The 17,777-nt window shown below is 67.9% G+C and carries 16 protein-coding genes; 4 read left to right on the forward strand and 12 right to left on the reverse strand.

The window, feature by feature from the left end; genetic code table 11:
- Position 1 precedes the first annotated feature (1 nt).
- The 8 genes from uraH to CJ179_RS23590 all read right to left on the reverse strand — a co-directional run bounded on the left by uraH (position 2) and on the right by CJ179_RS23590 (position 7,360).
- The gene (uraH, locus tag CJ179_RS23555; RefSeq protein ID WP_095863045.1) at positions 2 to 331 is read right to left on the reverse strand and encodes a hydroxyisourate hydrolase; all 330 of its coding nucleotides are present in this window, start codon (positions 329 to 331) and stop codon (positions 2 to 4) included.
- A complete protein-coding gene (uraD, locus tag CJ179_RS23560; RefSeq protein WP_095863046.1) occupies positions 331 to 843 on the reverse strand; it encodes a 2-oxo-4-hydroxy-4-carboxy-5-ureidoimidazoline decarboxylase in 513 nt (170 codons plus the stop codon). Before uraD ends, uraH begins: the two co-directional genes overlap by 1 nt.
- Positions 844 to 917: 74 nt before the next feature.
- Entirely contained in the window at positions 918 to 1,646 is a 729-nt protein-coding gene (locus CJ179_RS23565) for an aspartate/glutamate racemase family protein (RefSeq protein ID WP_095863047.1), read from the reverse strand.
- Between the two features lie 10 nt (positions 1,647 to 1,656).
- Positions 1,657 to 3,198, reverse strand: coding sequence for an NCS1 family nucleobase:cation symporter-1 (locus CJ179_RS23570; RefSeq protein ID WP_095863048.1), 1,542 nt, complete (start codon positions 3,196 to 3,198; stop codon positions 1,657 to 1,659).
- A 178-nt stretch (positions 3,199 to 3,376) separates the two neighbouring features.
- Complete coding sequence (locus tag CJ179_RS23575) at positions 3,377 to 4,090, reverse strand: GntR family transcriptional regulator (protein WP_095863049.1); 714 nt, start codon at positions 4,088 to 4,090, stop codon at positions 3,377 to 3,379.
- Between the two features lie 10 nt (positions 4,091 to 4,100).
- Positions 4,101 to 5,033: an allantoinase PuuE gene (gene puuE / locus CJ179_RS23580; protein WP_095863050.1), complete on the reverse strand. Its 933-nt coding sequence runs from the start codon at positions 5,031 to 5,033 to the stop codon at positions 4,101 to 4,103.
- On the reverse strand, positions 5,030 to 6,025 hold the full coding sequence (alc, locus tag CJ179_RS23585; RefSeq protein WP_095863051.1) for an allantoicase: 996 nt from the start codon (positions 6,023 to 6,025) through the stop codon (positions 5,030 to 5,032). Before alc ends, puuE begins: the two co-directional genes overlap by 4 nt.
- A gap of 87 nt (positions 6,026 to 6,112) precedes the next feature.
- The gene (locus CJ179_RS23590) at positions 6,113 to 7,360 is read right to left on the reverse strand and encodes an aldolase/citrate lyase family protein (RefSeq protein WP_095863052.1); all 1,248 of its coding nucleotides are present in this window, start codon (positions 7,358 to 7,360) and stop codon (positions 6,113 to 6,115) included.
- A gap of 146 nt (positions 7,361 to 7,506) precedes the next feature.
- Between CJ179_RS23590 and zapE the strand changes: the two genes are divergently transcribed.
- On the forward strand, positions 7,507 to 8,424 hold the full coding sequence (gene zapE / locus CJ179_RS23595) for a cell division protein ZapE (RefSeq protein WP_095863590.1): 918 nt from the start codon (positions 7,507 to 7,509) through the stop codon (positions 8,422 to 8,424).
- A gap of 43 nt (positions 8,425 to 8,467) precedes the next feature.
- On the opposite strand, the gene CJ179_RS23600 is transcribed toward zapE, so the two are convergent.
- The 4 genes from CJ179_RS23600 to CJ179_RS23615 form a co-directional block, all read right to left on the reverse strand.
- On the reverse strand, positions 8,468 to 9,784 hold the full coding sequence (locus tag CJ179_RS23600) for a TrpB-like pyridoxal phosphate-dependent enzyme (protein WP_095863589.1): 1,317 nt from the start codon (positions 9,782 to 9,784) through the stop codon (positions 8,468 to 8,470).
- Between the two features lie 201 nt (positions 9,785 to 9,985).
- Positions 9,986 to 11,530 carry a long-chain-fatty-acid--CoA ligase gene (locus CJ179_RS23605; RefSeq protein WP_072939406.1) on the reverse strand — a complete coding sequence of 515 codons (1,545 nt, stop codon included), beginning with the start codon at positions 11,528 to 11,530 and terminating at the stop codon, positions 9,986 to 9,988.
- A 69-nt stretch (positions 11,531 to 11,599) separates the two neighbouring features.
- Positions 11,600 to 12,946 (reverse strand): ArgE/DapE family deacylase, encoded by a 1,347-nt coding sequence (locus CJ179_RS23610; RefSeq protein ID WP_072939576.1) that lies wholly within the window; start codon positions 12,944 to 12,946, stop codon positions 11,600 to 11,602.
- Between the two features lie 11 nt (positions 12,947 to 12,957).
- Positions 12,958 to 13,140 (reverse strand): hypothetical protein, encoded by a 183-nt coding sequence (locus tag CJ179_RS23615; protein WP_072939404.1) that lies wholly within the window; start codon positions 13,138 to 13,140, stop codon positions 12,958 to 12,960.
- Between the two features lie 238 nt (positions 13,141 to 13,378).
- Here CJ179_RS23615 and CJ179_RS23620 point away from each other — a divergent pair, with 238 nt between their 5' ends.
- The 3 genes from CJ179_RS23620 (at position 13,379) to CJ179_RS23630 (ending at position 17,750) form a co-directional block, all read left to right on the forward strand.
- A complete protein-coding gene (locus CJ179_RS23620) occupies positions 13,379 to 13,876 on the forward strand; it encodes a flavin reductase family protein (protein WP_218834837.1) in 498 nt (165 codons plus the stop codon).
- Positions 13,869 to 14,348: a hypothetical protein gene (locus CJ179_RS23625; RefSeq protein ID WP_143051415.1), complete on the forward strand. Its 480-nt coding sequence runs from the start codon at positions 13,869 to 13,871 to the stop codon at positions 14,346 to 14,348. The genes CJ179_RS23620 and CJ179_RS23625 overlap by 8 nt, the downstream gene beginning before the upstream one ends.
- Before the next feature lie 114 nt (positions 14,349 to 14,462).
- On the forward strand, positions 14,463 to 17,750 hold the full coding sequence (locus tag CJ179_RS23630; RefSeq protein WP_072939396.1) for a protein kinase: 3,288 nt from the start codon (positions 14,463 to 14,465) through the stop codon (positions 17,748 to 17,750).
- Positions 17,751 to 17,777 lie beyond the last annotated feature (27 nt).

Raw genomic sequence — 17,777 nt, forward strand, 5'->3', positions numbered from 1 at the left:
TTCAGCTCCCGCGGTAGGTGGAATAGGCGAACGGGGACAACAGCAACGGGACGTGATACCCCTGCTGCGGGTCGTCGAGGACGAACGTGACGGTCACCTCCGGGTAGAACGTCTCCCGGCCGCGGGCGGCGAAGTAGTCGCCGGTGGCGAAGACCAGCGAATAGGTGGCGGCGGTCAGACCGTCCGGCGCGATCTCGGCGATGCGGCCGTCCGAATCGGTCGTCGCGCTCGCGAGGACGTCGCCGGCCGAGGACACCAGCTGGACGTGCACCCCCGTTGCGGGTGTGCCGTCGGTGGCGTCCAGTACGTGGGTGCTCAGGATCTTGGACATCAGGGGACCGTGTCTCCGATCTCGCCGAGAAGGCGTTCCAGGCGCAACCGGTTGATGGCGGCGAGTTCGGTCCGCAGGATCTTGCGTTCCGTCGCCGCGTCGTTGCCGAGACGCGCGTGCAGCACGTCGAGTAGTTCCTGCGCCGACCGACCCGACGCGCACACCAGGTAGACGTGCCCGAACCTCTGCTCGTACTCCTCGTTGCCCGCCCGCAGGCGCGCGCGGACGTCGTCGTCGGCGGACGCGACCGCCGACTGTTCGCGCGCCGACGAGGGGTTGTCCGCGCGGTCGCCGATCCGCGGATGACCGGCCAGGGCCGCGTCGACCTCGGACTCGCTCAGGTCGGCCAGCACGTTGTCGGCGGCGGTGTGCAGCGCGTCGGCGGACGGGAACGGCCGCCCGGCGGCCATCCGCTGCGCCCACACCGTCGACGCACAGCACTGCACCAGCAGGTCGGCGGCCCGCGCGTCGCTCAGCGCGTTGAACGCGATCAGGCCGGGCGGTTCGGTCATGACGGCTCCTCGCTCGTGCGCCTTTTCGGTATCTCTGGCTACCACTATGGCGCACAGGGCGCAGCCATTCGGGGTCAGCGACCGAAACCCTCGAGCAGTCCGGTGTATTTCTTGGGCAGGGGAGCCGCGAACTCGCCGCGCGCGCCGGTCCGCAATCCGAGCGTCACGAGGGACTGCACCATGAGGGTCGCCGCCGCCACGCCGTCGACCACCGGCACGCCGAGTTCCGCCGAGATGACCGCGCACAGGTCCGCCATGCCCGCGCAGCCCAGTACGATCGCGTCCGAACCGTCCCGGTCGAGGGCGGCGCGGCAGGCCTCGGTGATCACCTTCACCGCGTCCGGGTCGCGGTCGAGGTCGAGGACCGCGATTTCGCACGCGTGCACCCCGAGGCAGAAGCGTTGCATGCCATACCGTTCGGCGAGTTCCCACGCCCGCCCCCGGGTGCGTCCCAGTGTGGTGACGACGCTGAACCCGCGGCCGAGGAAGCTCGCGGTGTGCATGGCCGCCTCGGCGATGCCGAGCACGGGGCCGGAGGCCAGTTCCCGGGCCGCGTCGAGGCCCGGGTCGCCGAAGCAGGCGATCACGTACCCGTCCACGCCGGTCTCCTCGCCGCGCGCGATCTCCTCGAGAAGCCCAGGGACACTGAGTGCTTCGTCGTAATGACTCTCGATGGAGGCGGGGCCCATCTGCGGGCTCACAGCCTCGACGAGCGTCCCGGGCCCGGCGACGGTGCGGGCGCAGTCGCCGATCTTGTCGGTCATCGCCCGGGTGGTGTTGGGATTGACGATCTTGATGTGCACGTTCCTCGACCTACACCTCGGCCGGGGCCGTGCGGTGCGCACGACGCGCGCCGGTGGACAGTGCGAAATAGCAGAGGAATCCGATGCCCATGCCCAGGAACCACGAGTACTGGGCGGCGCCGGCCATGCCCCACACGTCCAGTCCGAACGGCTGGGCCTTGAGGATCACGGGAACCATCGCGACGATCGCGCCGACGACGGTGGAGATGATCGCGGCCGGGTTGTAACCCTTCTTGTACCAGTATGTTCCGTCGTGCGACATGGTGAACATGTCGTCGAGGATGATCCGCTGCCTGCGCACCAGGTAGTAGTCCGCGATGAGGATTCCGAACAGCGGCCCGATGAAGGCGCCGAGCGTCTCGAGCGTGTAGTGGATCACCTCCGGGTTGTTGTACAGGTTCCACGGGGTGATCAGGACGGATCCGACGGCGGCGATCATTCCGCCCGTGCGCCAGCTGATGCGCTGCGGGCTGACGTGCGAGAAGTCGAAGGCCGGGGACACGAAGTTGGCGACGATGTTGATACCGATGGTGGCGACGATGAAGGTGAGCAGCCCGAGGACGACGGCGAACAGGTTGTCCATCTGCGCGACCGTCTCGACCGGATCGGTGATCAGGCGGCCGTACACGGGCAGGGTCGCCGACGCGGTGACGACGGTGAGGATCGAGAAGAACAGGAAGTTCACCGGGAGGCCGAGGAAGTTGCCGCGCTTGACCGCGGCGAACGTCTTTCCGTACCGGGAGAAGTCGCCGAAGTTGAGCATCGGGCCCGAGAAGTACGACACGACAAGGGCGATCGCACCCAGCACCACGGGCACCGCCGACCAGCCGGTGTAGTTCACCTCGCCGAGGTTCAGGCTGATGTTCGACCAGCCGGCTTCGCTGATCAGGTAGATGGCGAGCATCAACATCACGACGTAGACGGCGGGGCCGCAGAAGTCGATGAACTTGCGGATGCTTTCCATGCCGCGCCAGAAGACCAGCGCCTGCAGCACCCACATCGTCATGAACCCGGCCCAGCCGAGCGCCGACAGGCCGAGGAATCCGTGCTCGTGCACGTCCGCCCAGGGCGCCAGGCCCGGCCAGATCTTCAGGCCGAGGATCACGAACGCGTGCGACGCCAGGTAGGTCTGGATTCCGTACCAGGCGACCGCGATGAGGCCGCGGATGACGGCCGGGACGTTCGCGCCCAGGACGCCGAAGGCGCTGCGGCACATGACCGGGTAGGGGACACCGGTGACCTGGCTGGGTTTGGCCACCAGGTTCGCGAACACGTTGACGATCGCGATGCCGACCACGAGGGCGACGAGGACCTGCCAGCTGGTCAGCCCGAGCGCGAAGAGGCTGCCCGCGGTGACGTACCCGCCGACGCTGTGCACGTCGGACATCCAGAACGCGAAGATGTTGTACGACGACCACGACTGGGTCTTCAGCGGCGCGAGGTCGTCGTTGGTCAGTCGCGGGTGGTAGCCGGGTTTGATCAGCCCGGCGCCGGCCAGGTGTGCACCGGGGACGGTTTCCCCTTCGGAGGAGGAGGGCGCTGTCTGAGTCATCGTTTTGCTCCCTGGTGCAGTCCGGAGACGACTGCTTCGACGTGAGGGTGCCTCGGTGAAAAGCACACCACCGAAGCGCTGGGAGCAAAAGTAGTTTTCGGATATTTCCTGACTGTGACGGCGAAGATATATTCTCGCGGGCGCCCGATCGGGCCGAGAATATATCTTGCCGCACGGCCTACCCGGGCGTGTCCCGGAAGATCCCGGTGTCCGTGGGCAGGGCGGCGATCACCGTGTCGAGTTGTTCGTTGTGCCGATCGGTGGCCGCCTTCAGCGCGGCGGCGTCCCGGGCGAGGAACGCCGCGAGCATGTCGCGGTGCCCGAGGTGCAGCCGCAGCCGCTCCGGGGTGTCGACCTGCGACATCGGCTGCACCGGCTCGGTGATGTTCCACGCCGCCTCGAACATGTGCAGCAGCCGCTGCATCCGGCACGGCGACGCCAGGGCGAGGTGGAAGTTGCGGCTCTCCCGGTGATACGCGGTCAGGTCGTCCTCGAGAACCGAGCGGTCGAGCGCCGCGTACGTCTCCCGGGCCCTCGTGTCGTCGGCGTCGTCGGCCAGGGTGATGGCCACCGAGTGCGCCGCCGACTCGAGGACGCCCCGCACCAGGTAGAGCTCCTCGAGTTCGTCGACGGTCAGCCGGGCAACCGTGTATCCGGCATTGGCCCGGTGATCGACGAGACCCTCGCCGATCAGCGTCTTCAGCGACTCCCGGATCGGGATGCGGCTGACACCGAAGTGCTCGGCCACCTCGTCCACCGGGATCGGGGTGCCCGGCGGGGCGCCGCCGCTGAGGATCACCCGGCGCAGTTCCTCCAGGATCACGGTCTGCGAGCTGCCGGGATCCCGGTTGGCCAGGTTCGTGACCAGCAAGGACGGTCTTCGCGGGGGCATCGGTCCGTCCTCAGGCGGGGTGGACGGCGCGCCAGTGGCGGGCGATCTCGATGCGCCGGGCGACCCACACGTCGTCGTGGGACTGCACGTGGTCGAGGAAACGCTCCAGCGCCGCGGTGCGGGCGGGCCTGCCGACGATGCGGCAGTGCAGACCCACGGACAGCATCTTCGGCGCCCCGGCCGTGCCCTCCGCGTACAGGACGTCGAAGGCGTCCCGCAGGTGCGCGAAGAACTGCTCGCCGCTCGGGAAACCGCCGGGCGACGCGAACCGCATGTCGTTGGTGTCGAGGGTGTACGGCACCACCAGGTGGTCGACGAGGCCCTTCCCGGGGGCGTCGACCTTCACCCAGTAGGGCAGGTCGTCGGCGTACGAGTCGGAGTCGTACTCGAAGCCGCCGTGCTCGACCACCAGCTTCCGGGTGAGCGGGGAGTCGCGGCCGGTGTACCAGCCCAGCGGGGCTTCGCCGGTGAGGTCCCGCAGGATCTCCACCGCCTCGGCCAGGTCCCTGCGTTCGGCGTCCTCGTCGGACAGCTGGTACGACTTCCACCACAGGCCGTGGCAGGCGATCTCGTGACCGAGTTCGCGAAAGGCGCTGACGGCCTCCGGGTTCCGCTGCATGGCCTTGGCCACCGCGAAGATCGTGAGCGGCAGTCCGCGCCGCTCGAACGCCCGGAGCACCCGCCAGAGCCCGGCGCGGGAACCGTATTCGTAGATCGATTCCATGCTCATGTGCCGGTTCGGGAACGGCTGCGCACCGACCATCTCCGACAGGAACGTCTCCGACGCGTCGTCGCCGTGGAGGACGTTGTTCTCGGCGCCCTCCTCGTAGTTGAGGACGAACTGGACAGCGATCTTCGCGCCGCCCGGCCACTGCGGATCGGGCGGGTGCTGCCCGTATCCGACCAGGTCACGGGGATAGCTGTCATCGAAACCGTGAGTCATGCCGTCAACCCTGCCCGTCCCGCGTCGGTCAGGGAACCCCACAACCGCAACCGCGCCATGCCGCCGTCCGGGAAGATGTCGAGCCGGGCCTCCGTGACGGGCCGGTCGCTGTCGATGACGAAGCGGTGCCTCGTGTCGGGCTGCAGGCGCGTCCGCGGAAGCAGATCCGTCCACTCGCCGTCGCCGTCCCGGCCGAGCAGGCTCGCCTCACCGGGGGCATTGCCGAGGAAGTAGGAGGTGTCGAGCTCGGCCAGCGACACCGTGCCCTGGGCGGCGAGCCGGATCTCGACCCAGTCGTTGCCGTCGTCGCGGCGGCGGGACGTCTCCCAGCCGTCGCCCATCACCCGGGCGAGACCGGGGAGCAGCATGTTCTGCGGCGACCCGTAGAACATGTTGGAACAGGACGTGACTCGGGCGCCGTTCTCGAGCGCCGCGAGATCGACGGGGCCCGCGTCGAGGAAACGGGGGTCGGGACGGCCCTCGCCGTGCACCCGGAGCCGGGCGACACCGCCGTCCGGGTGCATCGTGAGCTTCACGTGCGTCCACCGAGCGCCGGAGTCGACCGCGAACGGATTCTCGGTGTCACCCTGGACGGGGCTGCGCTCGACGATCGTGGTCCAGTCGGCGGCGACCAGTTCGTCGGCGGACGGGTAGCCGTCGACGGACGCGGCCTGCACGGAGATCTCCGGTGGGTAGTTGCCCTTGAACCAGGCGGTGTCGACCACGACGCCGCGCACCACACCGGGAACCCCGAGCCGGACGATCGCCTCGTCCGTGCCCGCCACCCGGCGGCGGCGGGTCTCCCAGCCGTCGTACACCTGACCCTTGTGCCCGAACGTCGCCGGCTGGTACACGGCGGCCGTCGGGCGGATGAGGTTCTCCCGCTCGGCGAACAGCTCGTCGTTGGCCCACACGACGGCGCCGCCGAGTGTGCGTACGGCCAGGTCCGGCAGACTCCGGAAGCTGGGCGGGGTCAAGGCGTTCGGGGTCACGGGCGCTGGTACCTCCTGATCGGGCGTGGGCCAAGTGTAGGACCTCGGAGGGGGTGGTGCGGGTGGTCCTCGTGGGCGGGGAGGCGGTCAGCTCTCCGGGACCACCGCCCGGGTGAGGAGGTCGCGGAGCGTGTCCACCGTGCATCCGGGGGCCTGCGCGCGGACCGCGTCCTCGTCGAACGCTCCGCACGCCAGCCCCCGCAGCACCACCGTCGCGAGGGCCTGCGCGGTGGCCGGTTCGTCCATCACCCCGCCGCCCTGGCGGTCGAGGTAGGCCTGCAGGCGGGTGGCCGCGGCGGGCAGGGCGTCGCGGTAGAAGTCGAACGTCGCGAGCCAGCGGGTGATCAGATGCCCGGGATGCATGTCCCACCCCTGGTAGTACCCGCGTTCGAGCGAACGGGTGACGAGCCGGTAGTGCCGGGCCAGCGCCGCGCGGATCTCCTCGTCGCTGCCCTGCGGGACCACCTGGGTGGATCCGTCGCACACCCACACCCCGGTTTGGGCCGCCGCCACCAGCATCACGGACTTGGCGTGGTCGGCCACCGGGTGCTCGAGCGACTGGAACCGGGAGGCGATTCCGCAGGCCGCGCTGTAGTCGTAAGTGCCGTAGTGTAATCCGGTGCAGCGTCCCTCGGCGAGCTGGATCGCCTTCGCGACGGTCACGGTGCCGTCCGGCCCGAGGACGGCCTGCGGGCTCTCGATCTGCAACTCGAAGCGCAGCGACCCGTCAGGAAGCCCGTACGCGCTCTCCAGTTCCTCGCACAACGCGACGACGGCGGTGACCTGCTGGGCTGCACGCAGTTTCGGCACGGTGAACACGAAGCCGTCGGGAACCCCACCCGCGCCTTCGAGGACGAGTTCGAGCGTGCGGATCCCGCGGCGGCGCTCGTGCGGCGCCAGGCCCTTCGCGCGGATCCCCAGGGACCGCGGTCCGGACAGGTCGGACGACAGCTGTCGCAGCGTGCGACCCGTCTCCAGTGCGGCCGCGTCCTCGACGTCGTCGCTCCGCCAGCCGTAGCCGTCCTCGAAGTCGATCCGCAGATCCTGGATCGGACTGCGCTCGAGCGTCGCGCGCACGTCGGGAAGTGCACCGGTCGTGCCGATTTCGGACAGTGCCTCGGTGTACCTGTCCAGCAGTTCGACAGCCTGCTCACCCCACACCCTCGGGGTGTCCGGGCCGGCGTCCGCCGCGCTCACGTAGACGGTGTGGATGGGCTGCGGTTGCTGCCGATCACCCGGAAACGCCGCCGCGAGGTCGCTGTCCACGGGCGCGAGGAGTGCGTCGACGCGGTCGAAACCGCTGTCGGGGAGACGGCTGAGGTACTGGGGGTTCACGTCACGATCTTCGCAGAAATGCGGGCTTCTCGTCGCCTCACTTGCCTCCTTCGGGCCGTCGCGCCGCACAGTCTCCCTCCTCACATCTGCTTGTCGCCCGAGACTCCCCGTTCGTAGTGTCTCCTTCCGTGAATGTAGAGGTTCTGCTGGACGACGCGCAGCGCCCGGCCGCGGCAGTCCTGGACGAGACCGCCGACGGCCTGGCGCAGGGGAGACCCGGGGTTCGCGGCGTGTACCTGTGGGGGCCCGTCGGACGTGGCAAAACCTGGCTGATGGATCGCTTCCACGCGGCTTCCGAGGTCCCGAAACGGCGCGTGCACTTTCACTCGTTCTTCCGCCGCCTCCACGCCGACGCGCACGCGCTGGGGTCCATCGACCTCGCGATCGACGCGGCGCTCGGCGACGTCCGGTTGCTGTGCTTCGACGAGTTCCACCTCCACGACGTCGGGGACGCGATGCTGGTGGCGCGGCTGCTGAAGGCGCTGTTCGCCCGCGGCATCACGCTGGTGGCGACGTCGAACTATCCGCCCGAAGGACTGCTGCCCAACCCACTGTTCCATCACCTGTTCGAGCCGACGATCACCGTGCTGGAACGGAATCTGACCGTCCTGAGGGTGGCCGGACCCGTCGACTACCGCACCGCGGGAGCGCCGGACGCCGGATTCGCCGCCGGCCGCTTCGTCAATGCGTCCGAAGTCGAGGTTCCGGCCCCGTCCGAGCGGGTCGCCCTGACCGTCGGCACGCGGACCGTGACGGCAGCGGCGGTACGCGACCGGGCGGTCTGGTTCGAGTTCGCGGCGCTGTGCGGCACCCCGACCGCGCCCGCCGACTACCTCGACCTGTCCGAGCGGTTCGGCTGCTGGGTGATGACCGGTGTGCCCCGGCTGCGGGAGGCCGCCACGGACACCGTGCGACGGTTCGCGAACGTCGTCGACGTGCTGTACGACCGCGGCACCGCGCTGACCGTGGTGGCGGACGCGCCATGGGAGGGCATGTTCAGCGGACTCGCGGGCACCCTCGACGTCGACCGCCTGGTGAGCCGGTTGTCGACGCTGCGCCGGTGACCGCCGAGGCAGACCCGTACGTGGATCTGCCTCGGCACATCGATCAGACGTACCGGCTGTACGCGGGGAGGTCCAGCTGGCCGTTGCCGGACAGTCCGATGACCACGACCTCCGGTTCGGTGACCGTGCGGGCGTGCGCGACGGCCGCGGCGACACCGTGCGTGGATTCCGGCGCGGGGATGATGCCTTCGGCGCGGGCGAAGAGCAGGCCCGCGGTGAGTGCGTCATCCTGCTCGATCGCGGTCGCCTCCATCAGTCCGAGGGCGACGGCGTGCGAGACCATCGGCGACATGCCGTGGTACCGCAGACCGCCCGCGTGGATTGCAGGCGGAACGAAGTCGTTGCCCAGCGTGTACATCTTCAACAGTGGAGTCAGACCCGCGACGTCTCCGAAGTCGTAGCGGTACTCGCCCTGTGTGAGCGACGGGCAGGCCGCCGGCTCACACGCGACGAGGCGGGTGGTGGTGCCCTCGCGCAAGTTGCGGCCGAGGAACGGGAACGTCAGGCCGGCAAGGTTGGAACCGCCGCCGGCGCAACCGAATACCGTGTGCGCGACCGGCTCGCCCGCCTCCTCCAGCTGGGCCATCGCTTCCTGGCCGATCACGGTCTGGTGGAGCATGACGTGGTTGAGGACGCTGCCCAGTGAGTAGTGTGCGCGCGGGTCTTTGGCGGCAACCTCGACGGCCTCGCTGATCGCCATGCCCAGCGAACCCGTCGTGTCGGGGTGCTCGGCGAGAATCGCCCGTCCCGCCTCGGTGAGGTCGGACGGCGACGGATGGCAGATGCCGCCGTACGCCTCCATCTGGAGTCGGCGGTACGGCTTCGCGTCGTAGGACGCGCGAACCTGCCACACCTCGACGTCGAGACCGAGCAGCGCACCGGCGAACGACAACGACGCGCCCCACTGGCCGGCGCCGGTCTCGGTGGTGAGCTTGGTGGTGCCCTCGAGGGCGTTGTAGTAGGCCTGCGCGACAGCCGTATTCGGCTTGTGCGAGCCGACCGGGCTCACACCCTCGTACTTGTAAAAGATCCGTGCCGGGGTGCCGAGCACCCGCTCGAGCCGATGCGCCCGCACCAGCGGCGACGGGCGCCACATGCCGTAGATCTCCCGAACCGTCTCGGGGATCTCGATGTAGCGGTCGGTCGCGACCTCCTGCTCGATCAGGCTCGCCGGAAACAGCGGCGCCAGGTCCTCCGGTCCCAGCGGCTCGCGGGTGCCCGGATGTAGATGCGGCGGAACGGGTTCCGGAAGATCCGCCGCCAGGTTGTACCAATGCGTGGGAACGGCCGAGGGGACCGCAACCCCCAGAGGCTCCAATGAACGAGCCAGTTCGGCTCCGGTTGCCGGGGACATGGTCAAGTAACTCTCCTTCGTCGATGGGTGCGTCCGGAACGTGCTGCGCTGCAATCGGTGCCCCGACGGATGAGCCTGCTGGATCACCGTGCGGGCGCCGGCCGGCACGGTGACGCGGGTGGCCGTCAGCGATAGGGCCACCAGATAGCCGCCGGCAGGTTCACAGACCAGATCGTACCCGTCGATTTGCCGCAGGGGCCGGAATGCTCATCCGGGCACCCGCGTATTCTCCCAGTGCGGCGTGCGCAGTTCCCGTTTGAGGATCTTGCCTGCCCCGGACATCGGTAGTGCGTCGACGAATTCGATGGAGCGGGGCACCTTGTAGCTCGCGATTCGTTCCCGGCAGTGCTCCCGCAATCCGTCCGGGCTCGCCTTTTCGCCGGGGTGAACCACCACGACGGCATGCACCCGCTCGCCCCAGCGGGTGTCGGGCACGCCGATCACCGCACATCCGGCCACCGCGGGGTGCTCGGCCAACGCGTTTTCCACCTCGACCGAGTAGACGTTCTCACCCCCGGTGATGATCATGTCCTTGAGACGGTCGACGACGAAGACGTATCCGCGGTCGTCCATGTATCCGCCGTCGCCAGTGTGCATCCAACCGTCCCGCACAGCGTCGGCGGTGGCCTCGGGTTTGTTCCAGTACCCGCGCATGACGTGGTCGCCGCGCGCGACGACTTCGCCGATCGTTCCCCGGGGCACCTCGTTGCCCTCGGGGTCGACGATGCGTACCTCAGCGTGGGCGACCGCGCGTCCCGTTGCGCGTGTCAAGGCCGGGTCGTCGTGGTCGGACGGTGCGAGCAGGGTGGTGATCGGCGAGAGTTCGGTCATGCCGTATGCCTGGGTGAATCGGGCGGTGGGAAAGAGTGCGCGGGCACCGTCGAGTAGTGCTTCGGAGATCGGTGAGGCGCCGTAGACGAAGTGCTCGACGCTGGTGAGGTCGATGTCGGCCCCGGACGGGTCGTCCACGAGCATCTGGATCATGGTCGGTACCAGTAATGCATCCGTGATGTGGTGTTCGGAGATGGCGTTCAGGGTGGCGGCGGAGGTGAACGTCGGGATGATGACGTGCGTGGAACCGGCGAGATTGCCGATCGTCCACATCGCGATGTCGGCCATGTGGAACATCGGGGCGGCGTGCAGTATCCGCCCGCCGTGTGTGACCACCTGGCCGGTCGCCAGGGATCCGAGCCCCGACGTGACGAGGTTGTCGTGGCTCACCATGACGCCCTTCGGGTGCCCGGTTGTTCCGCCCGTGTAGAACAGGCCCAGCAGTGCGTCGCCGCCGGTCCGCGTGTCCTCCACCGCCTCGCTGCCCGCGATCAGGTCCTCGTATCCGAATGCCGTGTCCGGGACTTCGCCCTCCCCGGCGAAGATGGCGATCTGCAAGTGTTCGACCTGATCTCGAAGCGCTGGAACGATTTTCGCGAAAGCCTCGTCGACCAGCAGGACACGTGTGCCCGAGTCGGTCAGGGAGTAGGCGATCTCGGCGGGGCTCCACCGGATGTTGACCGGGTTGACCACGCCCCCGATCCACGGCACCGCGAACAGATACTCGTGGTAGCGATCGGAGTTCAGACCGAGAAATGCGACGCGGTCGCCGGCCTGGACTCCGAGTGACCGCAACGCCCCGCCGAGTCGGGCGATCCGATCGACCGACTCGGCGACCGTGCGGACCCGGTCCCCGAAGATCGTGGCGATGCGGTCGGGCTCCTGCTGAAGCGCGCGGTGCAGTGATTGGGTGAGATACATCGTGGATTCCTTCGAGAAGTGGGCGTCAGGTGTCCGGGTCTCGGCCGCGGCCCCGGCCGTTCCGATCGATCAGCTGGTGGCCGGTGCACACCAGTCCAGCGCGAGCGCCGCATAGGTTCGCGCGGCTGTGTGCACCTCGTCGAGCAGGCAGTACTCGTCGTCCGCGTGCGAGACCCGGAGATCACCGGGGCCGTAGCTGATGGCCGGGACACCTGCGCGAGTGAGGAAGGAGCAGTCCTCCACGGCGCAGAATCCGGTGACCGTCGCCGGGCCGGCGTAGGGGGTGTCGCCCGCGGCGGCGACGTGGGCGGCCGAGACCGCCGCGGTGATGTCGACGGCGGCCTCGCCGGGATCGTTGGCGGGCCAGTTGAGCTTCCACTCGACTGTGGGCGGGTGGTCCCGCAGCCAGCCGTCGGTCTGCGCGATCGCTTCGATCTGGGCTTCGATCTCGCGTTTGACGTCCTCCGGGTCGTCCTGCGGTGGATACCAGACGCAGTACTCGGTGGTCATCGACTCCGACAAGAAGAACGGCACCTGGACACCGTGAGGTCCCCCGGCGACGACTCCCGGATGGATGGTGAAGTGTCCCGGAGCGAACAACGGATGGGTTTTCGTGAACGCCCACTCCTCCTCGAGACGCTGAATGGCCTGGTAGACGAGGAAACCTTTGTCGATGGCGTTCACGCCCACGCTGGACCCGCCGCCGCCCGCGCGGATGGTCTGCCCGCGCATCGAGGAGTGGGTGGTCTTGCCGCCGACCGTGACCGAGAACCACAGCAGACCGGGACTGACCGGAATGACGCCGAGCCGGGTCGGGCCACTCGGTTCCGCGACCACCGCGGCGTCCGCACGGTAGCCACGCTCCAGGGTGGACGAGATTCCGCACTCGTGGTCCATCACCTCCTCCCCGACCACGGCTTGGATGATCAGGTCACCCTGTAATCGAACTCCGGCGCGGGTAAGAGCTTTCACCGCGAAGGCCTGCGCCACCAACCCGGCTTTCATGTCGCTCGCACCGCGGCCCCAGATGCGGTCGTCGTCGATTCGGCCGGAGAACGGCGTTCCCGATTCCCACCGGTCGGAGTTGCCCGGCGGAACGACGTCGACGTGACCGTTGAAAATGAGGGACCGACCGGGGCCGCCGCTGCCGGAGATCGTGCCGACCGCATTCGTCCGCCCCGGCTCGACCGCCCATCTTTCGACGTCCGCACCGGCATCCTGGTAGATCTCGGCGAGCACCTCACTGACATGCCCCTCTTCACCGACGACGGCGTCATACACCTGACCGGGATATTTGGGATTGACGCTGGGAATCGCGATCACGTCGGACAGCACGGAGACCATGTCGTCGCGCAGAGCATCGACCGCATCGAAGACGGCGTTCAGCTGTGTTCTTCCTGTCGGTTGCCGGGACATTGCGATCTCCCTCATTCCGCGATCGGTGTGCGCGCCGGAGCAGGTGGCAGCACGATCGCCACCCCACTCGCGATGAAGGCAAGAATCCCGATCAGTACGAGTGCTGCCCCGAGGCGGAGATCGGCGAAGCCCCCCAGGGCACAGGCGAAGGCGCCGGCCTCCGCACTCGTCGGTTCGGCACAGATTGCGTTCATCGCGTGAAACCTCTCTGGTTGGGTGTGCTTCGGCGTCTCAGCGTGCCGACGACGAACCCCGAGGGGAATCCGTCATCGTGCGGATCGCATGCGGAGTTCGGAGTTCGGCGCACATGTATCCGGCGGTCCGAGCGCGCGAATCCGTAGCCGGATACGTACAACGACCGATGGCAGACCGGCGGCGGCGTCCGAGGATGTGAAGTGCCAGCCTGAACCGATCCCACGGGAGTGCATCGCCATGACGACGATCTCCGAGCCATTCGTCCAACGGACCCTGCGAACCTTCTTCGGACGGATCCCGAGCGGGGTTCTCGCGCTCGGTGCCATGGTGGACGGTGAACCCGTCGGCATGGCGGTGAGTTCATTCACCAACGTCTCGCTCGACCCGCCGCTGATGGTCGTGTCCATCCGCAACGAATCTGCCACCTGGCCGCTGATCGCCCGGGCGGAGGCGATCGGCGCGAGCATCCTGGCCGAGTCTCAGGGCGCGTGCGGGGTGCAACTGTCCGCGAAGGAGGCGGACCGGCGCTTCGACTCGGTCGGTTACCGCGTGACCGCCTCGGGGGCGGTCGTCATCGACGATGCGTCCGCATGGTTCGAGGCCACGGTGTCGGAGGCCATCCCCGCCGGCGACCACTTCCTCGTACTGCTGGCGCTGCGCCGTATCTCGAACGGTGTCGACCGGTCGCCCCTGTTGTTCTTTCGCAGCACATTCGCGGCGGTGCGCCATGCCTAGTCAGGTGTCCGCTGCGCGTCGAATCGCAGTGTTCGTCGTGGGCCGCCACACCGATCCGGTGTTCACCTCGACCGGTGCGGTCTGCGACCGCTATCCGCACCTCCTGGACGCGGACAACCTGCGTGAGGCGGCGCTGGAAACCGGCAGGCTCGAGCCCGACGAGGCGGGGAGAACCCCGCTGCCGCTTCTGCGCATCGACACGACGGCTTCGGTACCGACCGGCCCGTACCGTCCCCTCGACGGCCGGGCGGTTCCCTTCCCGAATTCGCCGCGGCTGCTGGCCGGCCTGATCGCGGACGCGAGACGGGTGGGTGTGGCGTCCGGCGCGCTGATCGCGGTGGACGGCCCGCCGGCTCTGCGTCACCGACTGCGGGGCGCCGTCGTCGAGTACCTCCGCCACGCGGGCTTCGACGTCGTGCTCTACCTGCCCGGCTGGGTCCTCGACGAGGGGCTCCTCGCGCGGACGAGCTGAACTGACCGGCGCCGATATCGAATCCAGTCGATCGTTCCCGAGCAGGAATAAACTCGAATGACCGGGATCGCCGACCGATGCACACCTTCGCCGAGCAGGGGACGGATATGGCCAATGGATGACGTCGACCCGCTGGCCACTCAGCGCGGATCGGCGGTCGATATCGCCGCCGAACTCGCTGCCGACGGTTTCTGCAATGCGCGGGAGATCGCACGTGGCGGCTTCGGAGTCGTCTACCGCTGTGAGCAGACGCCACTCGAACGCACAGTTGCAGTAAAGATTCTGACCGCGGATCTCGACGAAGAAAGTTTCGAACGGTTCATCGAGGAACAGCACGCGATGGGTCGACTGTCCGGACACCCGAATATCGTCACGATCCTCCACGCGGGAGCAACCGAAAGCGGCCGGCCCTACCTCGTGATGCCCTATCACCAGCAGGAATCGCTGGAGACACACATCCGCAGGCACGGCCCGATCGGATGGACCGACGCGCTCCGGCTGGGCGTGAAGATTGCGGGTGCGCTCACCGCCGCACACCGCATCGACATTCTGCATCGCGACGTCAAGCCGGGGAATATCCTGCTGACCGAGTACGGCGAACCTGAGCTGACCGACTTCGGGATCGCACGGATCACCGGCGGATTCCGGACCGCCGCCGGCGTCGTTCTCGGGTCACCGGCATTCGCCGCGCCTGAAGTGCTCCGCGGGCAGCCGGCCAGTGCCGCATCCGATGTCTACGGTCTCGGAGCGACGCTCTTCAGCGCGGTAACCGGCCATGCCGCGTTCGAACGACGCAGCGGAGAGGACCTCGTCGCGCAGTTCCTGCGTATTACGAATGAACCGATTCCGCCCCTGCGCGAGTACGACATACCCCCCGACGTCGCCGCCGTGATCGAGCGTGCCATGGCGCAGAAACCGGAGGATCGTCCCGCGTCGGCGACGGAGTTCGGTGACGAACTGCGGAATATTCAACGGCGCCACGGACTGCCGGTCGACGAGATGGCGACGCCCAGCATGCTCGGCGTCACACCACGGCCCGCCGCGGCGCCGTCCCGCGACACCCGTAAGAAAGACGCCGGGAAATCACCGCTGCGCCGACACAACATCTCCGCCGACGTGACGAGCTTCGTCGGCCGGAATCACGAACTTCGCGAGATTCGAGAACTGTTGCGGCGGGCACGATTGCTGACGTTGACCGGTATCGGGGGCGTGGGCAAGTCACGGCTCGTGAAATCCGCGGCCCTCGGATTGCAGCGGGCGTTCCGCGACGGGGTGTGGCTGACCGACTTCAACTACGTCCAGGACGGCAGATTCGTCCAACAGGCGATCCAGGACTCGATACCGGGGCCCGGCACGGTATTGTCCCTGGCCGAGCAACTCGGCGACAAGAACACCCTGCTGATATTCGACAACTGCGACACCCTCACTACCGAGATCGGGGACATCTCGGCGAGCGTGCTGGCACAGTGCCCCAACGTGAAGATCCTCGCGACATCGCGAACCTCCCTGGACATCAGCGCCGAATTCGTATTGACGGTCCCGCCGTTCGCCCATTCCGGTAACTCGGACGCCGAGAACGACGCCGTCGTGCTGTTCCGGGAACGCGCGCAGGCGGTAGGCGGGTGTGGGCAGGGAACCCTCGATGAAAGCTCCGTCGTCGAGCTGTGCAACAGACTGGACGGCCTGCCCCTGGCCATCGAGCTGGCCGCACTGCGGACACGGACGATGTCGATCGAGGACATCGGCACCCGGCTGGTCGATCGATTCGGGCTTCTCCGTGGCGGTCCCCGCGACGTGCACCCGCGCCATCGCAGTCTGTGGACGCTACTCGAGTGGACCTGGGATCAGTGCAGTACCGCCGAGAGATCCCTGTGGGCCCAGTTCTCCGTCTTCGTCGGTTCGGCCTCGCTGGACGCGGTGCACAGCGTCTGCACACTGAGCGGTGACGGTGACATCGCCGATGCCGTCGACGGTCTCGTGCAGCAGTCCATTCTGTCGCGGAGGCAGGCGGGGCACCTTCTCCGATTTCAGATGCTCGACACCATCCGTGAATTCGGCCAGTTGATGCTCGAGCGGGAGGCGGCGTCCCTCGGACTCGCTGCGCCACAAGCGGATCTGCGTGACCGACACATGCGGTTCTATTCGGCGTTGGCGAAGAGTTCGGAACACGACTGGTTCGGCCCGGAGCAACACCGCGCCAGTTCGACTGTGTCCGAAGAGATTGCGAACATGCGTGCCGCCTTCGAGTGGGCGCTCGAAACCAGCGAACACTGTGGGACAGGCGCCGCGATGGTCGCCGATCTGTGGTTCTACTGGCTCGGTTGCGGGCATTTGAAGGAGGGCCGGCTGTGGTCGGAGCATGCGTGGGACCGCGTGCACCGCCTCGGCATACCGCACGAGGCCAGGTCACTGTGGACGCTGGGATGGAATCTGCTGATCACCGGGGAAATCGATCGTGCGGAACAGCACCTGCGGGAGTGCCTCGCGCAGGCCCGGCAGCAGGACGACGCACGAGCGGCCTCCTTCGGCAGAGCGATGCTGGGTGCGGTGTACTTCTTCCGAGACGATTTCGACGGGGGTGTCGAGCTGTACCGGACCGCGATTTCGGAAGCGCGGCAACGCGGCGACGGACTCGCCACCGCCATGTTCTCGTATCAGCTGGGGGAGGCGTACTGCCTGTACCGAGAGTTCGATCTCGCGGAGGAGTGCTGCCGGGACTGCATCGCGGTCTGCGAGAAGAACGGTGACCACTGGTGCATCTCGTACGCCCGATGGGTTCAGGCCCTCGCCGCCTACCTGCAGGGATCGTACGAACACGCCGCGTCGATCGCGAAACACGCGCTGGCGGCAATGGCGACCATCGACGACCAACTCGGGATGGCGCTGATCGGCGAACTGCTCGCCTGGCTGGCCGCGGAGGACGGCAGATACCTCGAGGCGGCACGAATTCTCGGTGCGACGCAGGCGTACTGGTCTGCAAGCGGTTCCTCCGTGATGGGATTGCACCGGTTGATGCAGCACCGCGACGCCTGTGCCGCGAAAGTCCGGGCTCATCTCGCCGAGCGCGACGTCGCAGACGCCACCGCGAGCGGTGCCGCACTCGGGATCGAATGGATCGCTACACTGCCCGGTGCGGACGTCGCCGACTCCGCGGCGGCCCATCGCGGCGGCCGGGTTCCGGAGGTGGATGCGAGATCTGCGGTCCTGCAGCACTTGACGAACCGGGAGCGGGAGATCGCCGGCCTCGTGGCGCGCGGGATGACGAACAAGGAAATTGCGGCCCAGTTGATCATCGGAAAGCGCACCGTGGATACCCACGTCGCGCATGTCCTCGCGAAATGCGGTCTGCGCCGGCGGTCGGAGATTGCCTCTCTGGTGACCGCGAATCCGGAAATGCCGTGATCCACTGTCACCGGTGAGGCAATCTCC

Origin of the sequence: Rhodococcus sp. ACS1, from assembly GCF_002300155.1 — a bacterium.
In the GTDB taxonomy this organism is placed as follows: domain Bacteria; phylum Actinomycetota; class Actinomycetes; order Mycobacteriales; family Mycobacteriaceae; genus Rhodococcus_F; species Rhodococcus_F koreensis.

Coding starts and splice junctions, on each gene's coding strand:
- CJ179_RS23575 (WP_095863049.1), bottom strand. CDS start 4,090: ATGCCCCCGCGAAGACCGTCCTTGCTGGTCACGAACCTGGCCAACCGG.
- CJ179_RS23605 (WP_072939406.1), bottom strand. CDS start 11,530: ATGTATCTCACCCAATCACTGCACCGCGCGCTTCAGCAGGAGCCCGAC.
- CJ179_RS23570 (WP_095863048.1), bottom strand. CDS start 3,198: ATGACTCAGACAGCGCCCTCCTCCTCCGAAGGGGAAACCGTCCCCGGT.
- CJ179_RS23630 (WP_072939396.1), top strand. CDS start 14,463: ATGGATGACGTCGACCCGCTGGCCACTCAGCGCGGATCGGCGGTCGAT.
- puuE (WP_095863050.1), bottom strand. CDS start 5,033: ATGACTCACGGTTTCGATGACAGCTATCCCCGTGACCTGGTCGGATAC.
- uraH (WP_095863045.1), bottom strand. CDS start 331: ATGTCCAAGATCCTGAGCACCCACGTACTGGACGCCACCGACGGCACA.
- CJ179_RS23620 (WP_218834837.1), top strand. CDS start 13,379: ATGACGACGATCTCCGAGCCATTCGTCCAACGGACCCTGCGAACCTTC.
- uraD (WP_095863046.1), bottom strand. CDS start 843: ATGACCGAACCGCCCGGCCTGATCGCGTTCAACGCGCTGAGCGACGCG.
- CJ179_RS23610 (WP_072939576.1), bottom strand. CDS start 12,946: ATGTCCCGGCAACCGACAGGAAGAACACAGCTGAACGCCGTCTTCGAT.
- CJ179_RS23615 (WP_072939404.1), bottom strand. CDS start 13,140: ATGAACGCAATCTGTGCCGAACCGACGAGTGCGGAGGCCGGCGCCTTC.
- CJ179_RS23625 (WP_143051415.1), top strand. CDS start 13,869: ATGCCTAGTCAGGTGTCCGCTGCGCGTCGAATCGCAGTGTTCGTCGTG.